Here is an 11,723-nt window from a genome sequence, read left to right as displayed (position 1 = left end):
CGGCGTGCGTCTGTTGCTGATTGCCGACACCCACGTCCCCAAGCGGGCACGCGATCTTCCCGCCGCGGTGTGGGACGAGGTGGACCGCGCGGACGTCGTGATCCATGCCGGCGACTGGGTGGAGCCGGCGCTGCTCGACCAACTCGAGGCGCGGTCCACGCGGCTCGTCGCCTGCTGGGGCAACAACGACGGCGACGAACTCCGCCGGCGTCTGCCCGAGCGCGCCGACGTGACGCTGGAGGGCGTCCGATTCGCCGTGGTGCACGAGACCGGGCAGTCAGCTGGCCGGGACGCGCGGATGGCGCGGCTCTACCCGGACGTCGAGGTCCTCGTGTTCGGCCACTCCCACATCCCGTGGGACGCCACCGCGGAGACCGGTCTCCGGCTGCTCAACCCGGGATCCCCGACGGACCGTCGCCGTCAGCCGTTCTGCACGTACATGACGGCGACGGTCGCGGACGGACGGCTCGACGACGTGGAACTCCACCGCCTCTGAGGTGAATTCCGCGGTCGATCGGCCGCGGACGGGGACGGCTGGGTGGCACCCTCTACGGCATGGAACCGAAGCCGCCGTCCGCCACGATCGAAGCCGCGCACGCGGTACACCTGAGCGGGCTCCCGTTCGACGACACCCGCGACTTCGCCGACGCCGACCGGGGCTTCATCGGCGCGCTGGAGCCGTGCGTGGTGCGCGCCGCCGACGGCCGGGTGGTCTGGGACAACGACGTGTACTCGTTCCTCGAGGGCGACGCGCCGACCAGCGTGCATCCCAGTCTGTGGCGGCAGTCGACGCTCGCGGCGAAGCAGGGTCTCTACGAGGTGACCAGGGCGAGCGGAGCGACGGGAGGGGATGCGCCGGGGATCTACCAGGTGCGCGGGCTGGACCTGTCGAACGTCAGCTTCATCGAGGGCGACACCGGCGTGATCGTGATCGACCCCCTCGTCTGCACCGAGACCGCGGCGGCCGCACTGGCGCTGTACCGCACCCACCGCGGCCACCGGCCCGTCACCGCGGTCATCTACACCCACAGCCACGTCGACCACTTCGGCGGCGTGCTCGGCGTGACGAGCCAGGCCGACGTCGACGCGGGCACCGTCGCAATCATCGCGCCCGAGGGCTTCGTCGAACACGCCGTGCAGGAGAACGTCTATGCCGGAACGGCGATGGCGCGGCGGGCCTCCTACATGTACGGCACCGTGCTGGACCGCGGGCCGCTCGGCCAGGTCGGCTGCGGGCTGGGGCAGACGCCGTCGACGGGTGAGGTCGCGATCATCGTCCCCACCATCGACGTGACGACCACCGGCGAGATCCACGTCGTCGACGGCGTCGAGATCGAGTTCCAGATGGCGCCCGGCACCGAGGCGCCCGCCGAGATGCACTTCTACTTCCCGCGGTTCCGCGCGCTGTGCATGGCCGAGAACGCCACCCACAACCTGCACAACCTGCTGACGCTGCGCGGCGCGCTGGTTCGCGACCCGCACGGCTGGTCGGGCTACCTGACCGAGGCCATCGACGCGTTCTCCAACCGGGCCGACGTCGTCTTCGCCTCGCACCACTGGCCCACGTGGGGCAGGGAGCGGATCGTCGAATACCTGTCGCTGCAACGGGATCTGTACGCCTACCTGCACGACCAGACGCTGCGCCAGCTGAACCAGGGCCACACCGGCATCGAGATCGCCGAGACGTTCCAGATGCCGCCGGCGCTGGAGCGGGCCTGGCACGCACACGGCTACTACGGCTCGGTCAGCCACAACGTCAAGGCGGTCTACCAGCGCTACATGGGGTGGTTCGACGGCAACCCCGCCCGCCTGTGGGCGCATCCGCCGGAGGCCATCGGCCCGCGCTACGTCGAGGCGATCGGCGGACTCGACCGCGTGGTCGAGGTGGCGCGTACCGCGTTCGACGAGGGCGACTACCGTTGGGCGGCAACGCTGCTCGATCACGCCATCTTCACCGACGAGCACCATCAGGGCGCCCGCGACCTGTACGCCGACACCCTCGAGCAGCTGGCCTACGGCGCCGAGAACGCGACGTGGCGCAACTTCTTCCTCTCCGGGGCCACCGAACTGCGCGGCGCGAACTTCGGCACCCCCACCCAGGCGGCGTCGTCGTCGATGCTGTCGCAGCTGACCCCGGAGCAGATGTTCGACGCGTTCGCGATCAGCGTCGACGGCCCGCGCGCGTGGGACCTCGACCTCGCCATCGACGTCATGTTCGCCGACGTCGCCACGAACTACCGGCTGACCCTGCGCAACGGTGTCCTGGTGCACCGCCGCGTCCCCGGCGACCCCGTGACCGCGCATGCCACGGTGACGTTCGCGAACAAGCTGCGGCTGCTCGCCGTCGTCGGGGGTGACACCACCTCGCCGGGGCTCGACGTCACCGGCGACGCCGACGCCCTGCCGGCCCTGCTCGGCGTGCTGGACCGGCCCGACCCCGCGTTCGACATCGTCACCCCGTAGCGAGTGCTCTCCCGCCGACATCTCCGGCTCGAACTACCAACCGCGAGCAGACGTAAAGTTCCCTCTTTTCCGAGGAACCAGGGGATTTTGCTGGAGCCACGAAGTGGACTGCTCGCGGGATGACGTTGGCGCGCGCGTGGCTAGGGGATGCCGCCGTCGGCGCGCAGGATCGAACCGGTGGTGAAGCTCGACGCGTCCGAGGCCAGAAACAGTGCGGCGCCGATGATCTCGGACGGCTGGCCCGGCCGCTGAACCGCGAGGTGGGAGAACGAGTCAGCGCCGGTGTCCCACGACCTGCTCACGTCGGTGAGGAACGGCCCGGCCATCAGCGTGTTGACGCGCACCGTCGGGCCGTAGGCCTTCGCCAGGCCCTCGGTCAGTGCGTTCAAGCCTGCCTTGGCCGCCGCGTAGGGCAGCATGTGCGGGTCCGGGCGCAGCGACCCGGTGGAGCTGACGTTGATGATCGAGCCGCCGCCGTCGGCGACCATCCGCTCTCCGATCAGCGACGACAACCGGAACGGGCCCTTGAGGTTCAGGTTCACGACGGCGTCGAACAGCTTCTCGGTGACCGACGTCAGCGAGTCGTACAGCGGTGACATCCCCGCGTTGTTGATGAGGACGTCGACCTTGCCGAACCGTTCGTAGGCCGCGTCGACGAGGCCGTCGAGTTGCTCCCACCGGCCGACGTGGACCTGGTAGGGGAAGGCGTCGCGGCCCGTCGACGCCGCGATCTCCTCGGCGGTGACCACGCAGGAATCGATGTCGCGGCTGGCGATGACGACGTCGGCGCCGCACTCGGCGGCGGCGAACGCCATCTCACGACCCAGCCCGCGGCTGCCGCCGGTGACGAGGACGACGCGGTCGGTCAGGTCGAAGAGATCGTCGGCGTAGCCCATGTGCGTCCTCCCGGTCGATCCCCGCCAGGGTGATGCTCGCACGAACCATAGGGTGGCACGGGCACGATCGAGAAAGGCACACATGCAACTGCTGGTGATACGACACGCGTTGCCCCTGCGCACCGAACCGGGCCAGGGCGCGGACCCCGACCTGTCGCCCGAGGGGGTCGAACAGGCGAAGCGGTTGCCGGAGGCGTTGGCGCGCTTCCCGATCACGCGTCTGGTGAGCAGCCCGCAGCGGCGTGCGCTGCAGACGGCGCAGCCCGTCGCGGACGCCCTGGGGCTGACCGTCGACGTCGACGAGCGGCTGGCCGAGTACGACCGCGACCTCACCCACTACGTGCCCATCGAGGAGGCCTCCGAGGAGGACGTCAAACGCCTCATCAGCGGCCACCTCCCGGCGGGCGTCGACGAACCGGCGTTCATCGCCCGGGTGATGGAAGGCGTCGACGCGATCGTCGCGGACGCCGACCACGAAGACACCGTCGCGCTGTTCAGTCATGGCGGGGTGATCAACGCACTCGTCCACCGGCTGATGCGGACCGAGAAGCTGCTGTGCGTGCAGGTGGACTACGCGGGCATCACCCGGCTGCTCGCGTCGCGCAAGCATGAACTCAGCGTCGCGTCGATCAACGGCACCGAACATGTATGGGACCTGCTGCCCCGAAACAGTCGGTGGTAGACAAGTGCCGTGACGACGGACGCCTCCACCCCGCAGACCACCTCGCCGGAAGGCCTCGACCTCGGTGCCCTCGACCGCCACCTGCGCACGATCGGGGTACCGCGCACCGGTGACCTGCGCGCCGAGCTGATCGCCGGCGGGCGCTCCAACCTCACGTTCCTGGTGGAAGACGACGCGTCGAAGTGGGTGCTGCGCAGGCCGCCGCTGCATGGTCTGACGCCGTCCGCGCACGACATGGCGCGCGAGTACAAGGTGGTCGCGGGGCTGGCCGGCACGGACGTCCCCGTCGCGCGCGCCGTGGCGCTGGCCGACGACGACACCGCGATCGGCACCACGTTCCAGATGGTCGAGTACGTGCCCGGCCGGGTGGTGCGGTACGCCTCTGAGCTGGAGGCGCTGGGCACGCAGAACGACATCGAGGCGTGCGTCGACGCGCTGATCAAGGTGCTCGCCGACCTGCACGCCGTCGACCCCGAGTCGGTGGGCCTCGGCGACTTCGGCAAGCCCACCGGGTACCTGGAGCGTCAGGTGCGCCGGTGGGGTTCGCAGTGGGACCTGGTGAAGACCGAGGACGATCCGCGCGACGCCGACGTCCGCCTGCTGCACGCCAAGCTCGGCGACCGCATCCCGGCGCAGAGTCGCAGCGCGATCGTGCACGGCGACTACCGCATCGACAACACGATGCTCGACGCGGAGGACGCCACCAAGGTGCGGGCCGTCCTGGACTGGGAGATGTCTACGCTCGGCGACCCGCTGAGCGACGCCGCCCTGATGTGCGTCTACCGGCATCCGACGTTCGACAAGGTGCACGCCGGCGCGGCCTGGGCGTCGCCGCTCATCCCGTCGGCCGACGAACTGGCGCAACGATATTCGGTGGCGTCGGGACAGTCGCTGGTGCACTGGGACTTCTACATGGGTCTGGCGTACTTCAAGCTCGGCATCATCGCGGCGGGCATCCAATTCCGCGACCGGATGGGCGGGGGCAGCGAGTACGGCGACAAGGTCGGCGAGGCGGTCGCGCCGTGCATCGCGATGGGGCTGGCCGAACTCGGCTAGTGTCCGCCGTCACCGCGCGGTTTGCGTAATGCTGTGATGGGGTAACAAGCGTCCGAAATCACGCGCGTTCGCGAGGATTCCCCACCACCAGAGAGGCGGTCGCCATGCCGTCATCATCCACCGATGCGCTGAAGCGGGACGTCGGCGTCGAGATGGACGTCTGGGTCGCCGCCGCCACCACGGTCGAATTCCAGATCGCCGTCGCGCCGCAGCCCGGCGCCGCGGTCACCGAGTCGCTGTCGTTCACGTTGAACGGCAACGAGATCGAGGCCACCGAGGTCATCGGCGAGCACGGCAACCGGATCCACAAGTTCGACGTCGGCGAGGGCAAGCTGCTCGCCAGCTACAACGCGACGATCATCGGCCAGAGCGACCCGGCACCCGTCACCGAGATCGACCTGTCCACCTACCTGCGGCCCAGCCGCTACGCCGAGGCCGACAAGTTCTTCGGCTTCGCCGCCACCGAGTTCGGGCAGTACGCCGACTCGGCGACGCTGCTGGCGAAGGTCTCGCAGTGGGTGGCCACCCGGCTGCACTACGTGCCCGGCTCCTCGGACCCGATCGACGGCGCGGCGGACACGCTGCTCGCCGGCGCGGGCGTCTGCCGCGACTACGCGCACCTCGTCGTGGCGCTGCTGCGTGCGGTCAACGTGCCGGCGCGACTGGTCGCCGTCTACGCACCGGGCTGCCAGCCGATGGACTTCCACGCCGTCGCCGAGGCCTACGTCGACGGGCACTGGCGGGTGGTCGACGCGACCCTGCTGGCGCCGCGCCAGACCCTGGTCAGGATCGCCACCGGCCGGGACGCCGCCGACACCGCCTTCCTCGACAACCACAAGGGGTCGATCACGCTGAACTACGCGAACGTGACGGCCGTGGTCGACGGCGACCTACCCGTCGACGACGTCGAGGAGCTGGTGTCGATCCGGTGAGCCTCGGCTCAGCGGATGGCGGCCTTGTAGTTCTTCTTGGCGGCGCGACGGAGTTGGAAGATGCGCACCGCGCCCGCGAGCACGGTGATGAGGCCGCCGAGCACGGCCGCGGCGAGGATCGAGACGCCCAGCGGCAGGCTCCAATTCCAGCCCAGGAAGTGCAGCACGGCGGATTCGGTGTTCTGCGCGATGAAGATCAGCAGCACGATCAGCACCAGGAATCCCACGATGAGCGCCGACCACAGCGCGCCGGCGCGGGTGAACTTGACCTCCTTGGCGGGCGACGGCGGGTTCTTGACGGGCTCGGACGCAGGCGCGTGCCCGGTGGGATCGAGGGGTGCTTGCGACCCGGAATCGGCGGGTGGCACGTACGGGTCGCTGGTCATGGTGATCATCTTGCCCCTCCGGACGGCAAATCAAACAGCCATTGCACCGGTCGATCACCGACGCGTCACCGGTGCACGGCGGCCGGACCGCGCTCGACGGCCTGATTCAAACCCGGGCACCGACGCTCGACTCCCGTTACTGTCGCTTCCTGGCAGGTGACGTCGAAAGGACGTTCGCATGAAATCGGCAAACAACGCCGTGCACCGCCGGGGCCTCGCAGCCCTGCTCTCGGTGCTCGTACTGTTCACAGCGGCCTGCGGAAGTTCCAATCCGCTGGGCGGCGGCCAGATATCGGGTGACCTGAAGTCGATCAAGGTCGGGTCCGCGGACTTCCCGGAGTCGCGGATCATCGCCGAGATCTACGCTCAGGCGTTGGAGGCCAACGGCTTCGAGGTCACCCGGCAGTTCGGCATCGGCAGCCGCGAGACCTACATCCCGGCGGTCAAGGACCACTCGATCGACCTCATCCCGGAGTACACCGGCAACCTCCTGCAGTACTTCGACGCAGAGAGCACGGCCACCGATCCGACCGCCGTGCTGCTGGCGCTCTACGACGCCGTGCCCGGTGACCTGGCGATCCTGACGCCGTCGCCGGCCAATGACCAGGACACCGTCGCCGTCACCCGCGAGATCGCGCAGCGGTGGAACCTCAAGACCATCGGTGACCTCGCCCAGCGCTCACCCGAGGTCAAGTTCGGTGGGCCGTCGGAGTTCCTCAACCGCAAGGAAGGGCTGCCGGGGCTCAAGGAGAAGTACGGCCTGGAGATCTCGCCGGCCAACTTCGTCGCCATCAGCGACGGCGGCGGCCCCGCGACGGTGCGCGCACTGGTCGACGGCACGGTGACCGCGGCCGACATCTTCAGCACCTCGCCCGCGATCCCGCAGAACGACCTGGTGGTGCTCGAGGACCCGAAGAACAACTTCCTCGCCGCCAACGTCGTCCCGCTGGTGGCCTCGCAGAAGATGTCCGACCAACTCAAGACGGTGCTCAATGCGGTGTCGGCGAAGCTCACCACGGAGGCACTCATTGAAATGAACACCGAGACGTCGGGCAACGGCGGCATCGATCCCGACGAAGCTGCCGAGAAGTGGGTCAAGAACAACGGTTTCGACAAGGCTGTCGGATGAGCGCTTGCGCGAAGAACAGAGGTCACGCGTGATCACGTTCGAGAACGTCACCAAGAAGTACCCCGACGGCACGATCGCCGTCGACGACCTGACCCTCGACGTGCCCGACGGCACGCTGGCCGTGTTCGTCGGCCCGTCGGGCTGCGGCAAGACGACGTCGATGCGGATGATCAACCGGATGATCGACCCGACGTCGGGCACGCTGACCGTCGACGGCAAGGACGTCACCAAGGTCGACGCCGTCAAGTTGCGGCTCGGCATCGGCTACGTCATCCAGAGCGCGGGACTCATGCCCCACTTGAAGGTGGTCGACAACGTCGCCACCGTGCCGGTGCTCATGGGGGAGTCGCGCCGCTCCGCGCGCAAGAAGGCGATCGGCGTCATGGAGCGGGTCGGGCTGGATCCCAAGCTCGCCAACCGCTACCCGGCGCAGCTGTCCGGCGGTCAGCAGCAGCGCGTCGGGGTGGCCCGTGCGCTGGCGGCCGACCCGCCGATCCTGCTGATGGACGAGCCGTTCAGCGCTGTCGACCCGGTGGTCCGCGAGGAACTGCAGACCGAGATCCTGCGGCTGCAGAGCGAACTGCGCAAGACCATCGTCTTCGTCACCCACGACATCGACGAGGCGATCAAGCTCGGCGAGAAGGTCGCGGTGTTCGGGCGCGGCGGCGTGCTGCAGCAGTACGACCCGCCGCGGCGGCTGCTCTCGAACCCGGCCAACGACTTCGTCGCAGGCTTCATCGGCGCGGACCGCGGCTACCGCGGCCTGCAGTTCACCGCCGGTAGCGGCCTCCCGCTGCACGACATCCGGACGGTCTCGGAGTCGGGCGTCGACGCGATGGACCTCGGTCCCGACGAGTGGGCCCTGGTGACGCACCCCGACGGCTCGCCGTACGCGTGGATCGACGTCAACGGCGTCGGCCTGCACCGGCAGGGGAAGTCGCTGTACGACAGCACGATCGCGGGCGGTTCGCTGTTCGTCCCCGACGGCACGCTGCGGCTGGCGCTCGATGCCGCGCTGTCGTCGCCGGCCGGGCTGGGCGTGGCGGTCGACGAACGCAAACAGGTGATCGGCGGCATCAGAGCCGACGACGTGGTGGCCGCGTTGAAGAACCGACCCAGGACCACCTAGTGCAGTACCTGCTCACCCACCTCGACGACGCTTGGGAGTTGACGCTCGTCCACCTGTACCTGTCGCTGCTGCCGCTGGCGCTGGGTCTGGTGATCGCGGTGCCGCTCGGTGCGCTGGTCCACCGGACGAGGGTGCTGCGACGGCTCGTCACGATCGCGGCGAGCGTCATCTTCACCATCCCGTCGCTGGCCCTGTTCGTGGTCCTGCCGCTGATCATCCCGACGACCATCCTGTCGCCGTCCAACGTGATCATCGCGCTGACGCTCTACACGGTGGCGCTGCTGGTGCGGGCGGTGCCCGAGGCGCTCGACGCCGTGCCGCCCGCCGTGCTGGACGCCGCCACCGCGGTGGGCTACCGGCCGCTCGTCCGGGTGCTCAAGGTCGAGCTGCCGCTGGCCATCCCCGTGCTCGTGGCGAGCCTCCGCGTCGTCGCCGTCACCAACATCTCGATGGTGTCGGTCGGTTCGGTGATCGGCGTCGGCGGCCTGGGCACCTGGTTCACCGACGGATACCAGTCCGACAAGAGCGACCAGATCATCGCGGGCATCATCGCGATCTTCGTGGTGGCGATCGTCATCGACACCCTCATCATGCTGCTCGGCAAAATCACGACACCGTGGGTGCGCAGCGACCCCAGGGCCAAGGCGGGCGCCCGATGAACTTCCTCAGCGAGGCACTGTCCTTCATCTTCACCGGCGAGAACTGGGCCGGGCCGGCGGGTCTGACCGTCCGGATCCTCGAGCACCTGCAGTACACCGCGGTCGCCGTCGTCTTCTCGGCGCTGGTGGCCATCCCGATCGGCATGGTCATCGGGCACACCGGCCGCGGCACGTTCCTGGTCGTGACCGGTGTGAACGCACTGCGCGCGCTGCCGACGCTGGGTGTGCTGCTGCTCGGCGTCCTACTGTGGGGTCTCGGCCTCGTCCCGCCGACCGTCGCGCTCATGCTGCTCGGCATCCCGCCGCTGCTGGCCGGCACCTACTCGGGCATCGCCAACGTCGACCGCGCGGTGGTGGACGCCGCCCGATCCATGGGCATGACCGAGTCGCAGGTGCTGCTGCGCGTCGAGGTGCGCAACGCGCTGCCGCTGATCCTGGGCGGCCTCCGCACGTCGACGCTGCAGATCGTGGCCACCGCCACCGTCGCGGCCTACGCGAGCCTTGGCGGACTCGGCCGCTACCTCATCGACGGCATCAAGGTCCGGGAGTTCTACCTGGCGCTGGTCGGCGCCCTGATGGTGACCGCGCTCGCGCTGATCCTGGACGCGCTGCTGGCCCTCGCGGTGTGGTCCTCGGAGCCGGGCAGCAACCGCTTCCGGCGGATGCCGCAGCCGTTCCTCGGCGACGAGATCGCCCTGGAAGGCGCGGCGCCCGCGGGCTCCGGGTCTCGATCTGAAGCCAGTTCGTCAGGGCGCTACGAACGCGGGGGTGCGTCGCCTACGGTAGAGGGGTGAGTGCAGCAGCCCGCTCCGAGGAGTCCGAAGACCAGTGGCCATCCGTGTTGACCTGGCGAGCCCACGACCTCTCCCGGATGGAATCCGTCCGGGTGCAGTTGTCGGGCAATCGCGTCAAGGCCTACGGCCGGATCGTAGCGGCGGCCACGGAGTCACACCCCGCGTTCAGTGCGTCCTACGACCTGGTCACCAATGACGCCGGCGCGACGAAACGCCTGTCGCTGACCGTCACGCTCGCCGAGCGCGAGCGCCAGCTGTCGATCGCCCGCGACGAAGAGAACATGTGGCTGGTCCAGGACCACCTCAACCAGACCAAGAGGTCGGGGTTCGAGGGGGCGCTGGACGTCGACGTGATCTTCAGCCCGTTCTTCAACGCGTTGCCGATCCGACGCACCGGGCTGTACGAGGTGGCCGAGGCCGTCGTGCTGCCGGTCGTCTACGTGCGACTGCCCGACCTGGCGGTCTCGCTGGAACAGATCTCCTATTCCAGCGACGAGGCGGGCATCTCGCTGAAGTCGCCGGCCGCCGACACCGTCGTCACGGTCGACGAGTGCGGCTTCATCCTCGACTACCCAGGACTGGCAGAGCGGATCTGATCACGCCGCCGGCGCGGCCGGCGGCGGCCAGTTCGGCGCGCCAGTCGGGTGCGCCGATGGTCGTACCCAGGATCTGCGGGCGGTCGAAGCTGTCGTAGCGGATGCGGGCGGCGTGCCCGGACTCGACCAGTTCGGCGACCGACCCCGTGGTCGCCAGGCCCTCCCGGGCGCGCGTCAACAGGTCGATCGCGCGGTCCAGCGAACTGCGCAGTTCCTCGGAGTTGGCCTCGCACATCGCCCGCACCAGGTCGGGTGCGGTGGCGGCCACCCGGGTCCCGTCGCGGAACGAGCCCGCGGCGAGCGAGAACGCCAGCGGCACCTCGCCCGCAGCCACGGCGAGCGACTCCGCCATCAGGTGTGGCAGGTGCGAGATCGCGGCGGCCGCCGCGTCGTGCTCGGTGGAACGGGCGGGCACGACGAACGATCCGCAGTCCAGCGCCAGGTGCATGACGTCCGCCCACACCGTCTCGTCGACGTCGTCGTCGACGCTGATCACCCACGGCGCCCCGACGAACAGGCGCGCGTCCCCGGCCGTCCACCCGGAGTGCGCGGTGCCCGCCATCGGGTGGCCGCCGACGAAGCGACCGGCCAGCCCGCGCTTGCGCACCGCTTCCAGCACAGCGCCTTTGACGCTGATGACGTCGGTCAGCGCGCAGTCCGGTGCCACGCCGGCGACGTGCTGGAGCATCGTGGGCAGGGCGGGCATGGGGACGGCGAGGACGATCAGCGCGTCGGCGTCGGCGGCCCGCCGAAGCGCGCCGTCGAGCGAGTCGGTGGCGTCGAACCCGTCGAACCGCGCGGCCTGAACGCCGTCGCGGGACCGGTTGTAGCCGAAGACGTCGCGGCCCGCCGCCACGCCCGCCCGCATCACGGACCCGCCGATCAACCCCAAACCCAGAACGCACAGTGGTCTCGCCACACGTCAAGGTTGGCACATCGCCCGTCGGGGTCGCCGCCGGGTACGGACTCGATGGCTGGTCAAAGGGCGTCTTCTGCGACTA

13 protein-coding genes are annotated in these 11,723 nt (G+C 69.4%); 10 read left to right on the top strand and 3 right to left on the bottom strand.

Going from position 1 to position 11,723, the window contains the following annotated elements; translation table 11 throughout:
• Positions 1 to 4 precede the first annotated feature (4 nt).
• Both AC1MEY_RS20800 and AC1MEY_RS20795 read left to right on the top strand, forming a co-directional pair.
• Positions 5 to 496, top strand: coding sequence for a metallophosphoesterase family protein (locus tag AC1MEY_RS20800; protein WP_480227288.1), 492 nt, complete (start codon positions 5 to 7; stop codon positions 494 to 496).
• 59 nt (positions 497 to 555) lie between these two features.
• Positions 556 to 2,463 (top strand): alkyl/aryl-sulfatase, encoded by a 1,908-nt coding sequence (locus AC1MEY_RS20795; protein ID WP_480227287.1) that lies wholly within the window; start codon positions 556 to 558, stop codon positions 2,461 to 2,463.
• A 140-nt stretch (positions 2,464 to 2,603) separates the two neighbouring features.
• On the opposite strand, the gene AC1MEY_RS20790 is transcribed toward AC1MEY_RS20795, so the two are convergent.
• On the bottom strand, positions 2,604 to 3,359 hold the full coding sequence (locus AC1MEY_RS20790; RefSeq protein WP_480231598.1) for an SDR family NAD(P)-dependent oxidoreductase: 756 nt from the start codon (positions 3,357 to 3,359) through the stop codon (positions 2,604 to 2,606).
• A gap of 82 nt (positions 3,360 to 3,441) precedes the next feature.
• On the opposite strand from AC1MEY_RS20790, the gene AC1MEY_RS20785 reads away from it, so the two are divergent.
• The 3 genes from AC1MEY_RS20785 (at position 3,442) to AC1MEY_RS20775 (ending at position 6,029) form a co-directional block, all read left to right on the top strand.
• The gene (locus tag AC1MEY_RS20785; protein WP_480227286.1) at positions 3,442 to 4,041 is read left to right on the top strand and encodes a histidine phosphatase family protein; all 600 of its coding nucleotides are present in this window, start codon (positions 3,442 to 3,444) and stop codon (positions 4,039 to 4,041) included.
• A 9-nt stretch (positions 4,042 to 4,050) separates the two neighbouring features.
• Positions 4,051 to 5,097 (top strand): phosphotransferase family protein, encoded by a 1,047-nt coding sequence (locus tag AC1MEY_RS20780; protein WP_480227285.1) that lies wholly within the window; start codon positions 4,051 to 4,053, stop codon positions 5,095 to 5,097.
• A 104-nt stretch (positions 5,098 to 5,201) separates the two neighbouring features.
• The gene (locus AC1MEY_RS20775) at positions 5,202 to 6,029 is read left to right on the top strand and encodes a transglutaminase-like domain-containing protein (protein WP_480227284.1); all 828 of its coding nucleotides are present in this window, start codon (positions 5,202 to 5,204) and stop codon (positions 6,027 to 6,029) included.
• Between the two features lie 8 nt (positions 6,030 to 6,037).
• Here the strand turns inward: AC1MEY_RS20775 and AC1MEY_RS20770 are convergent, their stop codons facing one another.
• Entirely contained in the window at positions 6,038 to 6,415 is a 378-nt protein-coding gene (locus AC1MEY_RS20770) for a LapA family protein (protein WP_480227283.1), read from the bottom strand.
• 178 nt (positions 6,416 to 6,593) lie between these two features.
• On the opposite strand from AC1MEY_RS20770, the gene AC1MEY_RS20765 reads away from it, so the two are divergent.
• The 5 genes from AC1MEY_RS20765 to AC1MEY_RS20745 are packed head-to-tail and all read left to right on the top strand — an operon-like array spanning position 6,594 to position 10,722.
• A complete protein-coding gene (locus AC1MEY_RS20765; protein ID WP_480227282.1) occupies positions 6,594 to 7,544 on the top strand; it encodes an ABC transporter substrate-binding protein in 951 nt (316 codons plus the stop codon).
• Positions 7,545 to 7,572: 28 nt separating this feature from the next.
• Positions 7,573 to 8,673, top strand: coding sequence for an ABC transporter ATP-binding protein (locus AC1MEY_RS20760; protein ID WP_480227281.1), 1,101 nt, complete (start codon positions 7,573 to 7,575; stop codon positions 8,671 to 8,673).
• Complete coding sequence (locus AC1MEY_RS20755) at positions 8,673 to 9,332, top strand: ABC transporter permease (protein ID WP_480227280.1); 660 nt, start codon at positions 8,673 to 8,675, stop codon at positions 9,330 to 9,332. Before AC1MEY_RS20760 ends, AC1MEY_RS20755 begins: the two co-directional genes overlap by 1 nt.
• Positions 9,329 to 10,126 (top strand): ABC transporter permease, encoded by a 798-nt coding sequence (locus AC1MEY_RS20750; RefSeq protein WP_480227279.1) that lies wholly within the window; start codon positions 9,329 to 9,331, stop codon positions 10,124 to 10,126. Before AC1MEY_RS20755 ends, AC1MEY_RS20750 begins: the two co-directional genes overlap by 4 nt.
• The gene (locus tag AC1MEY_RS20745; RefSeq protein ID WP_480227278.1) at positions 10,123 to 10,722 is read left to right on the top strand and encodes a putative glycolipid-binding domain-containing protein; all 600 of its coding nucleotides are present in this window, start codon (positions 10,123 to 10,125) and stop codon (positions 10,720 to 10,722) included. The genes AC1MEY_RS20750 and AC1MEY_RS20745 overlap by 4 nt, the downstream gene beginning before the upstream one ends.
• Here the strand turns inward: AC1MEY_RS20745 and AC1MEY_RS20740 are convergent.
• Positions 10,685 to 11,629: a prephenate dehydrogenase gene (locus AC1MEY_RS20740; protein WP_480231597.1), complete on the bottom strand. Its 945-nt coding sequence runs from the start codon at positions 11,627 to 11,629 to the stop codon at positions 10,685 to 10,687. The genes AC1MEY_RS20745 and AC1MEY_RS20740 overlap by 38 nt on opposite strands.
• Positions 11,630 to 11,723: the final 94 nt, after the last annotated feature.

Source organism: Mycobacterium sp. PTI7 (genome assembly GCF_056679845.1).
The sequence above is the reverse complement of the archived record's forward strand: the minus strand, read 5'-3'. Positions and strand labels throughout refer to the sequence as shown.